A 19153-nucleotide genomic window follows, 5' to 3' on the forward strand; every position below is an offset into this window, starting at 1 on the left:
ATCACTATGGAGGCTCTTGAGCTCCTCCTGCAGGACACCAACGACACCGACCTGACGGTGTTCGCCCGCTCCATCGACACCCCCGCGAACTACCGGCTCACCCAGGAAGTGCTGCCCGAGCGGCAGATCCAGGGCGTCCGGTTCAAGACGACGTCCGCGAAGCGGCGGGTCAACGCCGCGAAGTTCCGGGCGTACGACGCGCCGACGGCCATGGCGAAGCGCCAGGCCGAGCGAGTCGTGAACGAGGGCATGCTGCCCGCCCTGGGCCAGACCCTCGCCGTCTCCGAGATGGACCAGATCCTCCTCGACGTCGGCCACGGCCAGGACACCCAGCAGTACATCGACCTGCTGTACTCCGACGTGGAGCGGCACGTCGAATCCATCAAGACGGCACAGGAACTCGCCGCCGGCCAGCTCCTGGCCACCGGTGCGGTCAACCTCCCCGGCCTGGGCCTGGACGTCGACTGGAACGTCCCGGCGCTGAACATGCCGACCGCGGCAGTCCTGTGGGACGACCCGGCCGCCACCCCCCTGTCCGACGAGCGGGCGTGGATGGACTACCTCGTCGACAACGGCGCCCCCGCCCCGCGCGAGATCATCACCTCGCGTCGGGCTCGGGCACTCCTCGCGTCCAACGCCGAGTACCGGACCGCCTACTACGGCTCATCCACCGTGGGCGGAACCCCGACCGCGACGCTCGCACCGAACGAAGTCGACACGGTCCGAGCCCGCTACGGGCTCCCGCCGATCGTCACGTACGACGTGCAGGTGTGGAACGACGACGTCTACCAGCGTGTCCTCCCGGACAACAAGTGGATCATGGTGCCGAACGTTCCGGCCTCCGAGTGGGCACAGACCCAGTACGGAGTCACCCGCGAAGCCGCCAAGTTCACGTCCGGCACCAACCCGGCGCTCGTCCGGGAAGAGGCCCCCGGCATCGTCGTCGTCTCCAAGGTCGACGACAACCCCGTCCAGATCTACACCCGCGGCGCTGCGATTGGCATGCCCGTTCTGTACGTCCCGGACATCCACATCTCCGCGACCGTCCTCGGGGCGTGACCGCCATGGCCAAGCTCAGCAAGGCCGTGTACGTACGCGACCCGGAACGCCACCGAACCGTCGTCCTGCTCCCGGGCGAGGAACCCGCACCGCACCTTGCGGCACTGGTCACCAACCCCGACTGCTGGGAAGACGGCAAGGCGCCGTCCGCCCAGGACGACGCCGACACCCCGCCCAAGGACGAAACGGCCGCCAAGGGCGACGACTCCGAGGACACCAAGCAGGCCGCCCGTAAGACGGCGGCCAAGAAGCCGGCCCGGGGCCGGACGGCCGCCGATGAGGGCACCGGCGGCCAGTAAGCGGCGTGCGGGCCCGACCCCCTGGTGGGGCGCCAGGCCGGGCCCGCACCTGCACCCCTTCCCCCGCCCCTGACAGGAGGACCTGGTGGACACAGCCGTACAGGCCTGGCTGATCTCCCAGCTCGGCGCCGACACCGACCTCATAGACCTCACCGTCCGCTACACCCGCCTCGGCACCGCCCGTGCGGTGGCCCTCGAAGTGGTGCGCGAGCGCCTGGCCGCCCTGCTCGCCTCACCCGGCTCGGTGTCCGTGTCCGGGGTCGTCTCCGTCAACTTCGGCGCGAACATCACCGCGTACGAGCGGCAGATCCTGTCCCTCGAATCCGGTGAACCGCCCGCACCCGACGATCCGGACGACGGCGACACCAGGGACAGGCTCGGCATCATGTACCTCACCGAACGGCCCCGCCGATGAGCACCCCCACCCGGCGCCGCACCCTGCGCGCCCGCCTTCTGGACTTCATCCGCGGTGGAGTCAGCCGCCTTACAAGCGCGTGGCGGATCCTCACCGACGCCCAGAACCGGCTCCTCACCGCCCTCGCCTCCATCCGGCCCGGGCGCGCCGCGGCCGCCCGCATCCGCGCCGCCGTCCTCACCTTCCAGCAGGCCCTCGCCGCATTCAGCCGGGACACCGGGGCGTTCATCGAACGCTGGGCCGCCACCGACCTCCCCACCGCGTACCGCGACGGGTCCCTCGCCATGCTCGACCGGGCCGACCGCCCCCACCGCTCCTGGTCCTGGACCCGCCGGCACCAGAGCACCGTCACCACCCTGACCGCCCAGTATTACGCCGACCTCATGGGCCGCCTCCAGGAAGCCATCCGCCGGGGACAAGCCTTCCTCCGCGCCGCCCAGGACGCCGCCCGCGCGAGGGTCACCCAGTTTGACGCCGGGAGCTTCGACCCGGACGCTCTGCGCCAGCAGCACCCCCTCAACACCGTCATATACGTCAACGACGCCCGGCACCCCGTGGAGACGTGGGCGGGGGCCGCCTTGTCCTGGCAGGCCGTCACCACCGCCAACGCCGGGGCGGTCACCACGGCGTACGAGCAGCTCGGCTGCACCCGCGTCCAGGTCCGTGATGGGAACGGCTGTGGCTGGCAGAGCCACGACGACTCCGATCTTGCCGACGGCACCTACCGCAGCATCGACGACGCTCTCGCTCACCCCAGCGCGCACCCGAACTGCCAGCGCGAATTCCTCCCGCACTTCGACCGCCCCAACGCCCTAGGAGCCCTCGCATGATCAGCCCTGAGAAGTTCCGCAAGAAGCCCGTCGAGATTGAGGCCGTACACCTCACCAACGGCGTCGCTCCCGACGAAGTCGCCTCTTGGTGCGGGGGCCGAGTGGCCGCCCATCCTGAGCAGAACTACACCGGTGGAGCGATCGTCATCGAGATTGACACCCTCGAAGGCACCATGCGGGCCGAGCCCGGCGACTGGATCATCAAGGGAGTGGCAGGCGAGTTCTACCCCTGCAAGCCGGACATCTTCGAAGCCACCTATGAGGGGGCGGGCTCTACAGATGTCAGCTCGGATGCCGTTCGCTGCTGTGGTCGACCGCAGAACGGCATCTGCGTTCATGACGTCATCCAGCCTTCTCCGGGACGGTGAGCGTATGACCGCCCCGAGCATGGCCGATGAGCCCCGTCACGTCCGTATCACCGCCGACGGCGTCATGGGTTCCGTCGCAGTCGACGGCACCGACATCAGCAAGTCCGTCCAGGGTTACAACCTGGAACACCGCGTCGGCTCCGCCCCGCTCCTCGTCCTCTACGCCGCACCGCAGACCGGCGTGCAGTTCGACGGCCTCGCGCACGTCGCGGTCGGCGACCAGCAGGACCCCGGCGACACCGTCGCAGCGTTCCTCGCCAACATCGACCCCGCCGCCCTGAGCCGCGCCGCCCTGAACCGCGACGATCTCGACGGCACCCCCCACGAACTCACCCGCGCCATGCTCCAGACCCTCGCCGACATGGCCCTCGGCAAGGCAGGCACCTGATGGCCGGACTCGACCAAGCGCTCGCCGGCGTCACCCGATGGATCGGCAACAACCTCCTCATCGACACCGTCCGCGTCACCCGACCCGGCAGCGGCGAACCCGTCCTGAACACCAACACAGGCCAACTGGAGTACCCCGAAGGCGACGTCCTGTACGAGGGGCCGGGTGGGGTTTTCCCGTCCAGCGGTACCACTGAGCGGGCCGCTGTACCCGACGCGAGCCAGCCGTGGACACAGCAGCAGAAGCTCGCCTACTTCCTCTTCACCCCGCTGCCCGCGCCACCCCCGCCCGAGAGCGCCATTGTGTCCGTCGTCGCCGTGCACGACCCGGCCCGGACCGCGCTCCTCGGGCGCACCTGGACGTGCGCCGGACCGGGAATGGCCAGCACTGTCGAGGTCGTCCGCAAAACACCGCTGGACCAGAACACCATCCCGGCCGGCGTGGATGGTGGCATGTGACGCCCGATGAGATGGCCGACCGGCTCGACGCCGCCGCCGACAGCCTCGGCGACGCCATCGCCCGCCGCGTGGTGCACACCGCCGAACTCGGGCGCGGCATGATCCGTGCCAACGCCACCGGCCGCCCCGGCCCCAACGTCATCACCGGCAAATACCGGTCCTCGTGGGAAGTCGTCGGCCGGGCCATCCCGCACGGAGCACAGTGCACCATCGGCACCAACGCCCCCCAGGGCCGCCGCCTGGAGTACGGCTTCTGGGACATGACCGACAGCATCGGCCGGCACTTCTACCAGCCGCCGTACCCCCACGTCGGGCCCGCCGTACCCCGCATGGAAGCCGTCCTGCGTGAACAGATGCTCGGCGCCGTTCAGGAGGTGCTGGGATGATCGACCGCCTTCCCGTCACCATGGCCCTGTCAGCGCTCCTCGCCTCCGCCACCAGCCTGCCGGTCGGCCGGGGCAGCAAGCCGCCCAACATCCCACCCCCGTACTTCCTGCTGTACGCCATGCCCGCCGAACTGTCCGGTGCACCGCTGGCCGACGAACACGAGGACGCCTCGCTCGTCTACCAGGTGACCTCGGTGTCCGGACCGGACCCGTCGAAGCCAGACTCGCGGGGTGTCGCTGACCAGGCGGAGTGGATGGCCGACAAGGCGCGCAAGGCTTTCCTCGGGCGCGACCCGGCAACCGGATTGTGGCTGCGCACCCTCACCATCCCCGGCGTGAAAGTCACCGCCCGGTCCCTCGACGTTGAAGCGGGGGGAACGAATGATCCAGCCGATGCCATCATGAGTTACGTGCAGAGGTTCAGGTTCGACCTGACCCCCGCCTGACATCTGATCAGGCGTTTCACCGCACCGCGGCGGCCCCTTCGCGGACGTGCCACTCGTGGCCGACTCCCACACCGCATCGCATTCAGGGGCCACACGCCAGCAGGCACAGCCCCGGGACAAGGGGCCCACCATGGCCAGGTTTAACCGCAAGGGCGTCACGAAGATTCTCTTCGCCGACACGATCGCCGACACCGGATACATGCCGACGCTCGTCGAAGTCACCGGAGCCGAGGACTACACCAAGGCCATCGCCGCCGTCGACGGGTTCTCCATCGAGAACCAAGAGATCGACACCCCCGACATGGACTCCACGTTCGTGGCGAAGATCCCCGGCGACGACAGCGCAGCCGACAGCTCCCTGACGTTTTACGAGGACGACACCACCGACGACATCGAAACCGCCCTCGCCAAGGGCACCACCGGCTTCATCATCATCTGCCGCAAGGGCAAGGCCGCCAGCACCGCAGGCATGGACGTCTATCCGGTACGCGTCGCGTCGAACTCCGCGACGATCACCGCCGACAACGAGGCCGCGAAGATCGCCGTCCGGTTTTCCATCACCGACCGGCCGCTGCTCAACGCCACCGTCCCGGCTGCCTGACCCCCTCTCAGCTCCCGGCCGGGCCCGACAGCGTTTCGGGAAGGGGCGCCCGTTGGCGCCCGGCCGGGTCCCCTTCCCCTGACGGAGGACCCTCCTCATGACCACCGCACGAAAGACCGCCGCACCCAAGCCTCCCGCTGCCGCCGTAGCGCAGGATGCGCACTGGGCCGCGACTCGGGAGCGGCTCCTGGCCCGCGCCCGCCCCGTCCTGAAGCTGACGATCTGCGACGACGACGGGGCGAAGCAGGCCGTGTACGCCGCCCGGGCCGCCGAGCTGGAGGCCAAGGGGGAGGCGGAGCGCAGCCCGGAGGACGAAGCCGCCCAGGCCGCCCACCGGGTGGCCGCCGCCGCCCTTGCCGACGCGCAGGCAGCCCTCGACGCCGTGTCGATCCCGCTCCGCTTCCAGGCACTGGACCGCAAGACGTACAAGGAGCTTCTCGCCGCGCACCGGCCGACGGAGGAGCAGGCCGAGGACGGCTACGACTTCAACCTCGACACCCTCGGTCCCGTGCTCATCGCCGCCGCCTCCCTCGACGGGATCACCGAGGAGGACGCGCAGACGTTCCTCGATGACTGGTCGAAGGCGGAAGCCGAATCGCTCCTGAACACGGCCTTCGGGGTGCAGCGCGAAGAGCGCATGGACCTGGGAAAAGGCTGATCGCCGATGAAGCCTTTCGTGTCGAACTGGCCCTCTGCGACCGGTGGGGTATCCCGCACTCCCAGTTCCGGGGTGCAGGCGACGGCACGTGGACGGCACGCGACCGGGAGAAGGCACTGGCCTACCAGGAGTACCTCTCCACGGTGTGCCCGCAGTGCCGGACCCGGCACGACGACTGGGACCACGGCGGCCCCGACGAAGAGGACGCCTGGGCGGCCACCGTGCAGCTGTGCATCGGCTGCCAGGTCATCGCCGACAAGCAGGCCGAACTGTCCCGCGACAAGGGCGACGACACCCACGGACTCAAGGTCGCACTGATCCCCGCAGCGACCGCCGCGGCGATCGAAGCCGAACGAGAGCAGAAAGCACACCGCCGCCGGCACGGCGGCTGACAACGAAGACGAGAGGAGGGCGGCCGGTGGCCCACTGGAATCTCGACGTGTCCTTGCGCGGGCAGGGCAACAACCTTTCCCGCAAGCTCAAGACGGCGGCCGCCGACGCCCGCGACCTGGCCGACGCCGCCCGCGACGCCCAGAGCGAGGTCACCCAGCTCGGCACCGTATCAACCGCCACCGGGAAGGCCGTCAAGAAGCTCGGCACCGCCTCCGAAGCGGCAACCGCCCGGCTCCTCGCGATGGGAGCCCAGGCCAAGTCCGCTGCAAAGGACATGCGGAAGCTGGAACGGGACCTGGCGTCCGCGGACGCCCAGATCCGGGCCATGGCCAACGAGGTCAGCATCCGTGCTGAGCTCGACGACCAGACCGCTACCGGCACCGCGTCAGTACGGGCATCACTCGCCACCCTGGCAGGGCTCAGCCCCATCGGCCTGCGGGCCACCCTCGACGACGACACCGGGCTCGGGATTGCGGCCGTCACTGCTGCCCTCGCCAACCTGCGCGCCCAGAGCCCCGTCGACATCACCGCGACCTTCACCGGCGACAGCAGTCAGATGGTGACCGCCGCCACCGCCATCGGCGACCTGCGCGACCGGGCCGACAGCGCGGACACAGCCCTGGCCGCACTTGCCGCACAGTCCGCCACCACCGCGGCCGCCCTGAACACCGTCCAGCAGGAAGCCCGCGACGCCTCCCGCGCCCTCCGCACGCTGCGCGCCCGTGCCGCCGCCGCTGCCGAGGCGCTCGAGGAGCTCGGCAGCCGGGCCATCCTCGCCGCGACCGGGCTGCGCAGTCTCGGCGACGGGGCGAACACCGCCAACGGCAACCTGACCGCCCTGTCCGGGAACACCCGGACCCTGCGCGGCGACATGGACGACCTCGACGGCACCCTCACACGCGTCACCGGGCGCCTTGGAGGGCTGAGCGGGTCCCTCGGCACGGTCAGCACCACCAGCAGTGGCACGACCGGCAACATGCGGAACCTCATGGTCGCCGCGGTCGCCCTCGGTACCGCCCTCATCCCCATTGCCGCAGCCACCGCCCCGATCGCCGCCGGGCTCGCCGCATCCGGGGCCGCGATCGGAGCGTTCGGCCTAGCGGTAGGCGGTCAGATCGCCGCGCTCGCCGAAGCGTCCGAGGCCGAGACGAAATACCAGGACGCGGTCGACGAGCACGGCAAGTCCTCCGAAGAGGCCGCCAAGGCCGAGGCGGAGTACCTGCGGACCCTGGCCGACATGCCCCCCGCCGCCCGGGAATCCGCCGCCGCCCTGGCCGTCCTCAAGGACGAGTACAAAGACTGGTCGAACGCTCTGGCCGGCGACACCATGCCCGTCGTCACCAAATCCATGGGCCTCTTCCGTGCGCTCCTCCCGCACACCACCGGCCTCGTCAAGGGCACCTCCCGGGAGCTCGACCGGCTCCTCAACGTCGCCGCCGGCGGCATGACCACCCCCGGCTTCGACCGGTTCATCAAATCCTTCACGGCCTTCGCCACCGGGGCCCTGGCCCGCGGCACCACCCACCTGACGGGCTTCATCCAGGCCCTCAACACCGGCGAGATTGGTGCCGACCTCCGTGAGTTCATGGCCTACGCCCGCGAGCACGGGCCCCTTGTCGGTGAAACGCTGATGAACCTCGCGAAGGCCGTCATGACCCTGCTGGTCGCAGCCTCCGACATGGGCGTCAGCGTCCTTACCGCCGTCAACGCCCTCGCCCAGCTCGTCAACGCCATCCCCCCCGAGGCCCTGTCCACGTTCATCCAGCTGTACGCGGTCATGAAACTCGTGACGCTCGGCATGGCCGCCATGGGCGCCGTCGCAGGCGGGGCCGCGCTCGCCAACGTCACCGCGTTCGGCCGCGCCATGATGTTCGGTGGGGTCCGCCCGGCGATCGGCGGCGTCATCCAGGGCATGTCGGGGCTCCAGAAGGCTGCCGTTGCCCTCGGTGTTCTCGGCGTCGTGGCGATCGGCCTCGACATGCTGACCGACAAGGTCCGCGACGCGCCGCCGGATGTCGACAAGATGACGAGCAGCCTGGCCCGCTTCGCCGATTCAGGCCGCGTGGCCGGCGAGATGTCCCGCGTTTTCGGCAAGGACCTGTCCGGCCTGGTCGACACCCTCAGCGTGATGGGTTCGAAAGGTAAGGGTGCCGACTTCTTCGCGGCCTTCGAGAAGAGCCCGGTCAACCTGAAGGAGTCGAAGAAGGAGTTCGAGGCGTTCGACAAGAGCCTCGCTTCCCTCGTCACCGGCGGCAAGGCCGACCTTGCGGCGGCCGGGCTGGCCCGCGTCAAGGCGATGATGGAGGCGGCGGGGAAGCCGACGGCCGGAATGAAGGATCGGCTCACCGAGTACAAGGAGGCGCTGGCTGCCGCAGCGTTCGAGCAGCAACTTGCCGCCGACGGCATGGGCCTGTTCGGCCAGCAGGCGCAGGCGGTGCAGACGAAGCTGGACGCGCAAAAGGCAAGCACCGACGGTCTACGCCAGTCGATCGTCGCTTTGAACGAGACGAACCGGGCCGCGCTCGGCGGGATGATCGGATTCGAGGCCAGCATCGACGCCGCCGCGAAAGCGGCGAAGGAGAACGCCGGGGCCCTCAAGATGGTCAACGGCGAGCTCGACCTGAACTCCCCGAAGGCCCAGGCCGCAGCGACTGCTCTCCAGGACCTTGGGGCGAAGACCGACGAAGCAGCAACCGCCGCCCTCGACTCCGGAAAGTCGTGGGAGTACGCGAACGGGATCTACGAACGCGGCGAGCAGGCCATCATCAAGTCCGGCCAGGCGATGGGCCTCACCAAGGCCCAGGCCCAGGCCCTCGCCGCCACCGTGCTGACCATCCCGGAGAAGAAGGTCAGCACGATCGAGATGCGGCGCGAGGACGCCATCGCCGGTCTCGACGCCGTCATCGCGAAGATCAAGGCCACCCCCGGCAACAAATCCGTCACCGTGAAGGCCCTCACCGCTGACGCCCGCGCACTGCTCGACGAACTCGGCTACAAGACGAAGACACTGCCCGACGGCAGCGTCCAGGTCACCGCCCGCACCGGTAGCGCCCTGTCCGGTCTGCAGCAGGTCAAGTACGCCCGCGACAGCCTCTCCGACAAGACGATCACCATCACCACGAACTACCGCGTCACCGGCTCCACCGCCCGGCGTGAGGGCGCGCACGGATCCCAGCTCCGGGAAGCCGACGGCGGGATCGTCGACTACTACGCCGACGGCGGTATCCGCGGCCGCGCCACCCGGCACTTCGCCGACGGGTCCGAGAACCACGTCGCCCAGATTGCCCCTGCCGGCGCAATGCGGGTGTGGGCCGAGCCGGAGACCGGCGGGGAAGGGTACGTCCCGTTCTCTCCGTCGAAGCGCCCCCGGTCCCGGGCCATCACCGAGGAGATCGTGCGCCGCCTCGGAGGCGACCCCGCAGCGATCCAGTGGAACGCGGACGGGAACGTCACCGACTGGCGGTACGACCCCGCCAGCGGGTCCCTGTACTCGCCCACGGACGCAGGGCAGGCCGGGCACAAGACGAAGAAGGTGAAGGTCAAGGGCAAGAACGGCAAGACCACCACCAAAGACGTCGAATACTTCTCCCTGGCCGCAGTTGAGAAGCAGCTCAAGGCCAACTCGAAGGCCACCCGGGTCTGGAACAAGGACCTCGAGAAGGTCGCCGACCGGGTTGGTGGTGACGTCGCAGACGCCCTGGCCGCTATGGGCAAGGACGGTGTGGCCCTCGCGAAGAAGATGGCGAACGGGTCGACGAAGTACATCAACGAGATGGCGGCCGCCCTCCGTGGCCTGTCCGCGACGGCCAAGGCCAGCCTCACGGACTACACCCGGCAGCTCGACAAGGCCACCGGCGCCGACTCCGCGTTCACTCGCAATCTCGCCACCCTCGCGGCCCGCGGGTACGGGGACCTCGCCAAGCAGCTCGCCGCCCAGGGCGACACCGCAGCCCAGCAGCTTGCCGCCTCCGCCGTTGCCGACACCAAGAAGGCCGGCAAGGCGAACACCGCGGCGAAGAAGGCCAACACCGCCCTCACCGGCGACGAGGTCGACCAGCTCATCGCGATCATCGCCGCGATCAAGACCAGCAAGACGGGCATCCACACCGTCTCCGATGCCACCGGGCTCGGCGAGGACGCCATCATCGCCACCGCCACGAAGGCCCAGGCCCAGATCAAGTCGTCCCTCGGCGCCCGCGCGGCAAAGTTCATCGCCGACCTGGCCCGCGCCAACAAGGGGCTCAGCTACGAGAACGGCGGGATCCGGGAGGGCATCTACTCCACCCGCGGCGGCGCGGTGACCTTCGCTGAACCGTCCACCGGCGGCGAGGCGTACATCCCCCTCGGAGCCGCGAAGCGCGGCCCGGCCACGAACGTCCTCCGAGACGTGGCCTCCCGCTTCGGAGTCGGCCTCACCGACGCCACCAGCAGCCGCCCCATGGTCATCGTCCGCGAGGGCGGCGACACCAACGTCACCGTCCACACCGTCCGCACCGGGGCATCCGCCTCGGACATCGGCGCCCAGGTCGGGCGCAGCGTCCGCAGGGCGCGCAGGGGAGGGGTGAGCGCCCGTGCCGCCGCTTGAGCTGACGGACTGGCAGTACGACCTGGGCGGATTCCTCATGGGCGCCGGAACCTCTATCCAGGTCCTGGAGACTACCGGCCTCGGCCGGCCCCCGGTCCGGGACAACGACGTTGACCAGCCGTCCATGGACGGAGTGTTCGCCGGTCCGGACTACTACGGGGCCCGGCAGGTGCAGATCGACGCCGCGATCCGTATCCCCGGCGACCCTGCCGCCTGCCACGACGTCGTAGCCGCCCTCCAGGCCGACGCCGACGACCCCGCGGTCCGGCTGGCCGGCGGGGTAACGATGCCGCTGCGGATCCTGCGCCCCGGCCGTTCAGTGAAGCGCCTGGACGGCCGGCTGCGCCGAGTCGACCCCGAGTACCGGCAGGTCATCCACGGCTACGTGCCCCTGGACATCGAGTTCATCGCCACCGACCCCGGCTTCTACGCCGACGAGGAGACCACCACCGAGATCCCCCTCGGCTGGCTCACCGGCGGCGGGTTCGCGGCCCCGATCGTCGCCCCGATCTTCGTCCAGTCAGGCACCACCGCCGCCGACCGTCCCGGGTGGGCCATCAACGCGGGGACCGGGCACGCCTGGCCCGTCATCCGCATCACCGGGCCCGTCGCCAACGTGTCCGTCATCCACTCCACGTCCGGCCGCCGCCTCGACCTCCCCACCCTCAACCTGACCGCGGGCCAGTGGGTGGAGATCGACACCCGACCCGGCTACCGAACCGTCACCCGGGAGAACGGCGGCAACGCCTCCACGCTGCTCACCCCCACCTCCCGCATCGACCTCTTCAGCCTGCCCCCGGGCCAGTCCGAGTTCCGGTGGACCGGCTTCGACGCCACCAACACGTCCCGTCTCCGCCTGACCTGGCGCGACGCCTACACCGCCCTCTGAGGAGCACACCATGCCGCTGTACCCAGTGCCGATCCTCACCGACGGCGCCACCCACTCCGCAGAGCAGTTCCGCGCCATGGTCCAGGACCTCGCCCGCGGCGCCGAGGGCATCACCCAGGGCACCGACCTCAAGGTCACCCAACTCGGCACCCCCGGCGGCAGCGTCCAGGTCGCCAGCGGGTCCGGTGTCGTCCGCGGCCGGGTCAACGCTTTCCAGGGCAGCTACGCCGTACGCAACCAGGGCACCGACACCGTGACCGTCGCCTCCACCGGCGGATCGCCGCGCTCCGACATGCTGATCCTCCGGGTGGAGGACCCTCAGTACGAAGGCACCCTCAACCCCGAAGTCGACAACATCAACTACTTCCAGATCATCTCGAACGTGTCCTCCAGCGCCACGACGATCCCCGACGGGCGCACCGGTATCCCCTTGGCCCGGATCGACATCCCTGCGTCCACGTCCACGATCACCGACGCCATGATCAAGGATCTGCGGACGATCGCGAACCCTCGCCGTGACCGGCAGATGTTCCCGCACTCTCCGTCCTCGGCCTCTACCGAGATCACTGGCAGTGCCAGCAGCTGGGGGTACTTCACCACCGAGGCCGGCTGGAGCCTGGCCGTCCCGACATGGGCCAGCAAGGCCCTGGTCCGCATCGACATGTACAGCGTCCGCGTCTCCACCGCGAACTTCTACGGTGCGGTCCGCGCCGTCTTCGGGTCCTCCCTCCTCGTCGTCCAGGCGGTGTCCGTGGACGACAACCAGGGAACCGCGATCCGCCGCATCAACGTAGGCATCGCCGACACCATCACCATTCCCGACGCCTACCGGGGCACCACCCAGCTCCTGCGCCCCCAGGCCGCCGGGTACTCCGGCAATACCGGCCGGATCAGCGTCGACGGGTCCTCGACCTTCGTGTACGAGGTCGAGTTCTACGAGGGGCCCCGATGACCACAACCCCGGGCCGGGTCCTCACGCAGCACGCGCTGACGGGGGAGTGGCTGTCCACGGCCCTGCCGCTGAGCGATCTGGAGTACGGGCCCGAACTCAACGGGCCCGGCTCCCTCTCCGGGACCCTGTCGCCCCGTCTGCTGTCTCAGCACCCCACCCTCATCGACCCCGGCACCACCCTCATCTACGTCGAGGAGGACGGGGAACTCCGGTGGGGCGGCCTGGTGTGGCACCTGGAGATGCAGGGCGACCGCCTCTCCCTGGAGGCCGCCTCGTGGTCGTCGTACCTGCAGAAGCGCCGGGATCTCGACGGAAACTATGGGGGCCGCGGGCCGTACGTGTACGCCGACCCGTGCACCGTGATCCGGGACATCTGGGCGTACGCGCAGTCCATCCCCGACGGTGATCTCGGAGTCACCGTTGACTCGACCACGTCGACGGCGAAGGTCGGCACCCCCGCCGAGCCGCTCGCCTCACCTTTCTGGGAGAAACCGGTCCTTGGGGAGGCCGCCGACAACCTCGTCTCCGGTGAGGCCACCCCCGACTACACCTGCTCTGTGGCCTGGAACCCGGCCAAGACCGCACCCGTCCGCCGCGTGCGCCTCGGCTGGCCGCGCCTTGGGGCCCGCCGCACCGACATCACCTTCAGCTCCGGCGTGAACATCATCGAGGACCCCCCGGTCACGATGGCCGCCGACGACTACGCCCAGGTCGTCATCGCCACCGGCGAAGGCGACGGCTCCGCGAAACCCTCCGAGATCTCCGCCGTGCGCAACGGTCGGCTCCGCCTGGAGCACCTCATCGACATCCCCGACGTCAAAGGGCGCGACATCCTCGCCTCCCGCGCCGCTGCTGAACGGACCCGCCGGCAGAACCTCGGCTCCGTCGACCAGATCACCATCCGCAACACCCCCGCCGCCCCGTTCGGCTCCTGGCAGGTCGGCGACGACGTGTACACCCGCGTCAACAACGCCTGGACCAGCTACGTCGGCTGGCGGCGCATCACCGGCTGGCGGACCCAGCCCCACGCCAACGGCGGGCCCCGCGCCGTCATCGACCTCCAACCCGCCGACTCCTACCAGTACGGAGGCGTCACCTCATGACCGTCGACATCGGGCGTATCCTCGCCGACATCGGACGCCGCCTGGCAAAGGTCGAGGCACAGTCCCGCCTCAAGTCCGCCTCGATAGACGACGCCGCACTCCTGGTCCGCGACGGCACCGGTTCCCTGCGCGGCATCGTCGGACAGCAGGGCGACGGCACCACCGCAGTCACCATCGTCAACGGCCCGCCCCCGCCACAACCGTCAGCACCGATCGTCACCTCCGTCCTCGGAGGGGTCGCCGCCTCATGGGACGGCCAGTTCACCGACGGCCAGGTACTGCCCCTGGACTGGTCCCGCGTGGAAGTCCACGCCTCGACGGACCCCGGATTCGTCCCGTTCGCTGGCACGCTGCACTCAACGATCGAAACCGCCCAGGGCGCCACGGTCATCGTCGCGACCGACGACCCGGTGTACGTACGGCTCCTCGCCCGCAGCACATCCGGCACCGCCTCCCCGCCCTCCACCCCAACCGGACCGCACGGGCCGACACCCGTGGTCGCCACCGAACTCCTCGACGGCATCGTCACCACCGTCAAGCTCGCCGACGACGCGGTCACCGCCGCCAAGGTCGCCGCCGCCGCCGTCACCCCCGACGCGCTCGCCCCGGTCCTCGCCGACACCGTGTCCCAGCGGTGGGTCGACACGATGGACGACCCCGCAGCGTGGACCCTCGTCGCCCAGGAAACCGGAGCCACCTGGTCACACCAAACCGTCACCGACGCCTCAGTCGGCGGCGGCAGTGTCGGGCAGGCCGCCGGATACGTTGGGGTACGCGGCACCACCCTCATCCCGCACGACCCCTCCACCATGTACCGCATCTCCGTGCGCATCCGGGCCAGCCCCGAGCCGGCCGCCGGCCCCGACACCTGCTACCTCGGCCTCATTGGATTTGCCGCAGACAGGACCACCATGGTCAACCGGGCCGGTGCGGACAGCGTCGACTCCCAGTACTACCCCGTAGCCAGGCTCCAGGCGGTGGCCGCCGCCGACGGGTGGACCGTGTACACCGGATTCATCCAAGGTCGCGGCGCCCCGGCCACCAGCGTCGGCGGCGGCCCGGCCCCGGACCCCTTGGCACCCGAACCGCTCCACAGCCAGGTCCGGTTCATCACCCCGTACCTGCTGCTCAACTACACGCGCCGCGACAACGCAGGCATCATGCAGGTCGACACAGTGTCAGTCGAGGCCCTGCGTACTGGTGTGGTGACCGCCGCGTACCTGGCGGCGGGAAGCGTCTCCACGTCGAAGCTCGTCGCCGGCGCCGTGCAGACCGCGCAGCTTGACGCGGAGGCTGTCAACGCCTCGAAGATCGCCGCCGGGGCCGTCACCACAGCGAAGCTCGACGCGCTGGCCGTGACTGCTGACAAGATCGCGGCGAACACCATCACCACAGCGAAGCTCGCCGCCGGGTCCGTAGACGCCACTGCTCTGAAAGCCGACGCGATCACCGGCAAGACCATCACTGGTGGCGTCATCAACGGCGCCGAATTCCACTCCGATGATGGTGCGGGCGGCCTCGTCGACATCGAGAGTGGAACCGTCCTGACGACAGCCTCCACTGGTTGGCGGATCGCCATCGACCCCAGTAAGCCTCAGCCCGCCGTCGTCTGGCTCAACGACACCGGGGTCATCGCCGGAGAGATCAACGGCATGGGTGACTCCACCCGCCCCGGCCTCGTCCTGTCCTCCGGGCCCTTCACCGACGGAGCTGTCACCGACTGGCGGTGGGCCACCCGCTCCGGAGCCGACGGAGCCATCAACGGGTGGCGCACCGGGCGTTTCCGCGAATCCGACCAGAACACCATCCTCGGCGGCTATATCAACCTCGCCCCCGACAAGGCCACCCTGGCCTGGATCGACACCGCCAACTCCGCCACGAACACCATTCTCCAGATCAGCCAAGGCCTCTTTGTGTTCGACGAAGGCCGCTTCGTCATCGAGCCACCCGTCTCATCGGCGCCAGCCTTCCACCTAGCTGCGCAGACCGGCCATACCGGACACCTCATCAGAGCCCAGGTCAACCTCGTCAACCAGTTCGTCGTCACCGCAGGCGGGGCAGTCACCGCCACCGGATCCGTCACCGGGGCCAGCTTCACCACGGCGGGATCAGTCAACGCAGCCACCGTCACCACCACCAGTAATGCCACAGTTGGTGGCACTCTCGGCATAGCCAACGCCACCGTCTCCGGGCAGATCACCAAGGACGCCACCTGGTCCACCCTCAGCACCGGAACCGGTTGGGCCGGATACGGCGGCGCCTACGGCATCGGACGCTACCGGCGTATGCCTGACGGCAGCGTCGTCATCCGCGACCTCATCAACCGCACCGCCTCCACCACCATCCCCAGCGGCGAGATCGTTGCAACCCTCCCCGTCGGCTACCGCCCCGTCACCCAGGTCCAGCAGAACATTTTCGTCGGCGGCTCCTCCGGCGGCTCCCTCTCCATCAACATCAACACGAACGGCACTATCACCCTCACCAACATCACCCCCGGGGCCGTCACCTACCTCTCCACCGGCAGCGGCTACATCAGCCTGAACGGCTACCAGTTCTTCACCGACTGACCGCCGACCAGGGGGAGTGCCCGGCCCGCACACCCGTACGCTGATCCGTAGGGCGACCCTCCGCCCGCGCTTCACACCCGAGGGACTGCCACCCGGCCCCGGCCGGCGCAGCACGCCAATCAGTCAGCTCGGGCGCGGGGAGTGCAGGAGCAGGCGTTGCCGGACACCTACGTCCGCGAGTACACCCCGGCCGGGCACCTCGGCCGCCACATGGCCTTGGACTCGCGGAGTCTCGCCTACCGGCGCCCGTACGACGGGCAACCCCTACGCGCCACCGCGTGGGAACCCCGCCTGCCCGTCCTCGACCAGACACGGCTCCTCTCCCAGGGCATCCACACCGCAGAGGCCTACGGTCTCGAGTCGGATGCCGACGCACTGGCCTCCTGTACCGGGAACGCGGCCACCGCCCTCCTGTCGGTCCTTCTCACCCCCGAGCAGGCGCACGCCGCCGCCCTGAACCTGGCGGACCCGGCGATGGCGCAGCATTTCGCGATCGGCCTGTACGCCGACGCCACGACCTGTGACCAGTGGTCCGAACTCGCCTGGCCTGACCAGGACGTTGGCTCGTCCGGGCTCGGCGTCGCCAAGGTCATGCGCGCACGCGGGCTGATCGACCAGTACGGGCACGCCACCACCGCCGAGGAGGTGTGCACGCTCCTGCAGACCGGCCCGGTGCTCCTCGGAATGCCGTGGCACGCCGCGTTCTCCGACCCTGACCTGGATGGGTTCATTGACGCTGACCCTGCCTGGGCGGACTCGCCATTGGAGGGCGGCCACGAGGTGTGCGTCACCGCCCTTGAAGCCGTCGCCCTCAACGACGGCACCCTCATGCCGGAGCACACGATCCTGCGCTTCAGAAACTCCCATGGCGCCGCGTGGGGAGACCACGGCGACGGCCGGCTCCGCCTCTCCACGTACCTGGCCATCCGCGACCAGGCCGACGTCATCCAGCCCCGCCTCGACTCCTGGAGAACCCGATGAGCCGCCTCAGCAAGCCCGACACCACCGACTCCCCTGACACCCCCAGCGCCAGCACGCCGGAGGAGACGCCCGCCCGTACCTCGGCGGCCTCCGGCGCACCGGAGCCCACAACGGCGACTGACGCCACCAGCGCGTACGAGCCGTACCCCGGCGCCCACTACTTCCACGGCGGCCGCCACAGCCAGATCGTCCACGCCATGGCCCGCCGCCTCGTCCAGGAAGGCCACTGGACCACCACCCAGCCTGCCGGGCCGGACTGGACGAACGGACACAAGCGGGCCTTCGCCGCCTTCCAGCACACCCTTCGCCCCAAGGAGGGCGGTGACGTCAGCGGCATTCCCGACGAGGTGGCGTGGGACCGGCTGCAGGTGCCCCGTGTCAGCCCCGTCCCGATCAGGGAGAACTGACCGTGGCCACTCCGCTGTCCGCCGAGCGGCAACTCGCGGCTCTGCGCACCGAGGGTGTGAAGGTCTCGGAGCACCGCAGTTGGCGCACCCACAACCGCAACCACAAGGGAGCATGGGGCCCGGTCCACGGGGTGATGATCCACCACACCGTCAGCTCCGGCGACGACTCCTCAGTGGCCCTCTGTTACAACGGCCACTCCGCCCTGCCCGGCCCGCTGTGCCACGGAGTCGGCCGCAACGATGGCACCGTCGCGCTCGTATCGTCCGGCCGTGCGAACCACGCTGGCTCCGGCGACGGTGACGTGCTGCGCGCCGTCATCAACGAGACCGCCCTGCCCCCGGCCAACGAGGCGAACACCGACGGGAACCGGCACTACTACGGGCTGGAGATCGTCAACCTCGGCAACAACAAGGACACCTACACCCGCGCCCAGTACCGGGCCGCGGTGCTGTGGGCGGCCGCCCTATGCCGGGCGCACGGCTGGTCGGAGCGCTCGGTCATCGGCCACAAGGAGTGGCAGCCCGGAAAAATCGACCCCCGCGGCCCGATCGAGGGCGGCGGCTCCTTCTCGATGACCCAGTTCCGCGCCGACGTGCGAGCACAACTGGCGACGAAGCCGGGCAGCGACCCGACGCCGACCGCCCCCACCAAGCCGACGGCGCCGACGCCAGCCGTCAAGGAGGAACCGCCCGTGCCCGCCACGAAGGTCATCACCGAGTCCGTACCCGCGTCCGACCGACTCCCCGCCGGCGAGTACACGCTGATCAAGCTCGCCAAGGACACGGCCGCGCTCCAGGGCCCGTGCACCTACGTCGTCACCGCCTACGCCACGATCACCGGCACCCCCGGCACCAGGGTCACCGCCCGGTACCACGACCTGCCACTCGCCACCGGCCGCCCATCCCTCGACCTCCCAATCGACGGCGGCGTCATCGGCCCGGACGGCACCCTCAACCTCTCCGCCACCCGCAACGGAGGCCTCGACGCGAAGGAGCAACTCCGCCTGGAGCTGCGGGCCGACGCCGACGCCACCGTCACCCGACGTGTCCTGCGCGCCCTGCGCACCGACGCCTGACCCAGAAGGAGTACCCCATGAGCGACACTCCGTTCCCTCTCCCGTCCACCGAGACCGTCATCAAGGGAGCGCGCACCTACGCCCGCGACCTGGCCGAGCGCGTCACCGCAACGTTCCTTCAGACCTTCGTCGGCGGGCTGGTGCTGACTCAGCCGTTCGATATCGGCATGTGGGAGGCCGCCGCTGTCGGCGGTGTCGGCGCCGCGCTCTCTCTGCTGAAGGGGCTGGTCGCGCGGTGGCGGGACGTCACCCATTCCGCGTCGCTCGCCAAGGGTGTCTGACCCACCTCGCA

Annotated in this window: 21 protein-coding genes; all 21 read left to right on the forward strand. The window is 69.8% G+C overall.

The window, feature by feature from the left end; translation table 11 throughout:
* The first annotated feature begins 6 nt into the window (after positions 1–6).
* The 21 genes from CR470_RS01800 (at position 7) to CR470_RS01900 (ending at position 19142) form a co-directional block, all read left to right on the forward strand.
* Complete coding sequence (locus CR470_RS01800) at positions 7–1059, forward strand: major capsid protein (protein WP_097865806.1); 1053 nt, start codon at positions 7–9, stop codon at positions 1057–1059.
* Positions 1056–1358 carry a hypothetical protein gene (locus tag CR470_RS01805; RefSeq protein WP_097865807.1) on the forward strand — a complete coding sequence of 101 codons (303 nt, stop codon included), beginning with the start codon at positions 1056–1058 and terminating at the stop codon, positions 1356–1358. The genes CR470_RS01800 and CR470_RS01805 overlap by 4 nt, the downstream gene beginning before the upstream one ends.
* A gap of 85 nt (positions 1359–1443) precedes the next feature.
* Positions 1444–1773, forward strand: a complete 330-nt coding sequence (locus tag CR470_RS01810) for a hypothetical protein (RefSeq protein ID WP_097865808.1) — start codon at positions 1444–1446, stop codon at positions 1771–1773.
* Positions 1770–2603: a hypothetical protein gene (locus tag CR470_RS01815; protein WP_097865809.1), complete on the forward strand. Its 834-nt coding sequence runs from the start codon at positions 1770–1772 to the stop codon at positions 2601–2603. Before CR470_RS01810 ends, CR470_RS01815 begins: the two co-directional genes overlap by 4 nt.
* Positions 2600–2971: a hypothetical protein gene (locus CR470_RS01820; protein WP_218923747.1), complete on the forward strand. Its 372-nt coding sequence runs from the start codon at positions 2600–2602 to the stop codon at positions 2969–2971. The genes CR470_RS01815 and CR470_RS01820 overlap by 4 nt, the downstream gene beginning before the upstream one ends.
* A gap of 4 nt (positions 2972–2975) precedes the next feature.
* Positions 2976–3359, forward strand: coding sequence for a hypothetical protein (locus CR470_RS01825; RefSeq protein ID WP_097865810.1), 384 nt, complete (start codon positions 2976–2978; stop codon positions 3357–3359).
* Positions 3359–3817: a DUF6093 family protein gene (locus tag CR470_RS01830; protein WP_097865811.1), complete on the forward strand. Its 459-nt coding sequence runs from the start codon at positions 3359–3361 to the stop codon at positions 3815–3817. The genes CR470_RS01825 and CR470_RS01830 overlap by 1 nt, the downstream gene beginning before the upstream one ends.
* A complete protein-coding gene (locus CR470_RS01835) occupies positions 3814–4203 on the forward strand; it encodes an HK97 gp10 family phage protein (RefSeq protein WP_097865812.1) in 390 nt (129 codons plus the stop codon). The genes CR470_RS01830 and CR470_RS01835 overlap by 4 nt, the downstream gene beginning before the upstream one ends.
* Positions 4200–4649 carry a hypothetical protein gene (locus CR470_RS01840; RefSeq protein ID WP_097865813.1) on the forward strand — a complete coding sequence of 150 codons (450 nt, stop codon included), beginning with the start codon at positions 4200–4202 and terminating at the stop codon, positions 4647–4649. The genes CR470_RS01835 and CR470_RS01840 overlap by 4 nt, the downstream gene beginning before the upstream one ends.
* Before the next feature lie 130 nt (positions 4650–4779).
* Positions 4780–5250, forward strand: coding sequence for a phage tail tube protein (locus CR470_RS01845; RefSeq protein ID WP_097865814.1), 471 nt, complete (start codon positions 4780–4782; stop codon positions 5248–5250).
* A 97-nt stretch (positions 5251–5347) separates the two neighbouring features.
* Positions 5348–5908 carry a hypothetical protein gene (locus CR470_RS39295; protein ID WP_097865815.1) on the forward strand — a complete coding sequence of 187 codons (561 nt, stop codon included), beginning with the start codon at positions 5348–5350 and terminating at the stop codon, positions 5906–5908.
* Positions 5909–6051: 143 nt separating this feature from the next.
* On the forward strand, positions 6052–6300 hold the full coding sequence (locus tag CR470_RS40210; protein ID WP_257138344.1) for a hypothetical protein: 249 nt from the start codon (positions 6052–6054) through the stop codon (positions 6298–6300).
* 26 nt (positions 6301–6326) lie between these two features.
* Positions 6327–10886: a hypothetical protein gene (locus CR470_RS01860; protein ID WP_097865817.1), complete on the forward strand. Its 4560-nt coding sequence runs from the start codon at positions 6327–6329 to the stop codon at positions 10884–10886.
* Positions 10873–11775, forward strand: coding sequence for a phage tail domain-containing protein (locus CR470_RS01865; RefSeq protein WP_097865818.1), 903 nt, complete (start codon positions 10873–10875; stop codon positions 11773–11775). Before CR470_RS01860 ends, CR470_RS01865 begins: the two co-directional genes overlap by 14 nt.
* A gap of 10 nt (positions 11776–11785) precedes the next feature.
* On the forward strand, positions 11786–12727 hold the full coding sequence (locus tag CR470_RS41085) for a hypothetical protein (protein WP_097865819.1): 942 nt from the start codon (positions 11786–11788) through the stop codon (positions 12725–12727).
* Positions 12724–13830 (forward strand): hypothetical protein, encoded by a 1107-nt coding sequence (locus tag CR470_RS01875; protein WP_097865820.1) that lies wholly within the window; start codon positions 12724–12726, stop codon positions 13828–13830. Before CR470_RS41085 ends, CR470_RS01875 begins: the two co-directional genes overlap by 4 nt.
* Positions 13827–16397, forward strand: coding sequence for a hypothetical protein (locus CR470_RS01880; RefSeq protein ID WP_097865821.1), 2571 nt, complete (start codon positions 13827–13829; stop codon positions 16395–16397). The genes CR470_RS01875 and CR470_RS01880 overlap by 4 nt, the downstream gene beginning before the upstream one ends.
* Before the next feature lie 156 nt (positions 16398–16553).
* Positions 16554–17378, forward strand: coding sequence for a hypothetical protein (locus CR470_RS01885; RefSeq protein ID WP_097865822.1), 825 nt, complete (start codon positions 16554–16556; stop codon positions 17376–17378).
* Positions 17375–17785, forward strand: coding sequence for a peptidoglycan-binding protein (locus tag CR470_RS01890; protein ID WP_097865823.1), 411 nt, complete (start codon positions 17375–17377; stop codon positions 17783–17785). The genes CR470_RS01885 and CR470_RS01890 overlap by 4 nt, the downstream gene beginning before the upstream one ends.
* A gap of 2 nt (positions 17786–17787) precedes the next feature.
* Positions 17788–18861, forward strand: coding sequence for an N-acetylmuramoyl-L-alanine amidase (locus CR470_RS40220; RefSeq protein ID WP_257138345.1), 1074 nt, complete (start codon positions 17788–17790; stop codon positions 18859–18861).
* 17 nt (positions 18862–18878) lie between these two features.
* The gene (locus tag CR470_RS01900) at positions 18879–19142 is read left to right on the forward strand and encodes a hypothetical protein (protein ID WP_097865824.1); all 264 of its coding nucleotides are present in this window, start codon (positions 18879–18881) and stop codon (positions 19140–19142) included.
* Positions 19143–19153: the final 11 nt, after the last annotated feature.

Origin of the sequence: Streptomyces sp. rh34, assembly GCF_002551245.1 — a bacterium.
Taxonomy (GTDB): domain Bacteria; phylum Actinomycetota; class Actinomycetes; order Streptomycetales; family Streptomycetaceae; genus Streptomyces.

Excerpts from the sequence above, each read along its gene's own strand:
- CR470_RS01800 (WP_097865806.1), top strand. The coding sequence starts at position 7 with ATGGAGGCTCTTGAGCTCCTCCTGCAGGACACCAACGACACCGACCTG.
- CR470_RS01815 (WP_097865809.1), top strand. The coding sequence starts at position 1,770 with ATGAGCACCCCCACCCGGCGCCGCACCCTGCGCGCCCGCCTTCTGGAC.
- CR470_RS01820 (WP_218923747.1), top strand. The coding sequence starts at position 2,600 with ATGATCAGCCCTGAGAAGTTCCGCAAGAAGCCCGTCGAGATTGAGGCC.
- CR470_RS01825 (WP_097865810.1), top strand. The coding sequence starts at position 2,976 with ATGACCGCCCCGAGCATGGCCGATGAGCCCCGTCACGTCCGTATCACC.
- CR470_RS01830 (WP_097865811.1), top strand. The coding sequence starts at position 3,359 with ATGGCCGGACTCGACCAAGCGCTCGCCGGCGTCACCCGATGGATCGGC.
- CR470_RS01840 (WP_097865813.1), top strand. The coding sequence starts at position 4,200 with ATGATCGACCGCCTTCCCGTCACCATGGCCCTGTCAGCGCTCCTCGCC.
- CR470_RS01845 (WP_097865814.1), top strand. The coding sequence starts at position 4,780 with ATGGCCAGGTTTAACCGCAAGGGCGTCACGAAGATTCTCTTCGCCGAC.
- CR470_RS39295 (WP_097865815.1), top strand. The coding sequence starts at position 5,348 with ATGACCACCGCACGAAAGACCGCCGCACCCAAGCCTCCCGCTGCCGCC.
- CR470_RS41085 (WP_097865819.1), top strand. The coding sequence starts at position 11,786 with ATGCCGCTGTACCCAGTGCCGATCCTCACCGACGGCGCCACCCACTCC.
- CR470_RS01875 (WP_097865820.1), top strand. The coding sequence starts at position 12,724 with ATGACCACAACCCCGGGCCGGGTCCTCACGCAGCACGCGCTGACGGGG.
- CR470_RS01880 (WP_097865821.1), top strand. The coding sequence starts at position 13,827 with ATGACCGTCGACATCGGGCGTATCCTCGCCGACATCGGACGCCGCCTG.
- CR470_RS01890 (WP_097865823.1), top strand. The coding sequence starts at position 17,375 with ATGAGCCGCCTCAGCAAGCCCGACACCACCGACTCCCCTGACACCCCC.
- CR470_RS01900 (WP_097865824.1), top strand. The coding sequence starts at position 18,879 with ATGAGCGACACTCCGTTCCCTCTCCCGTCCACCGAGACCGTCATCAAG.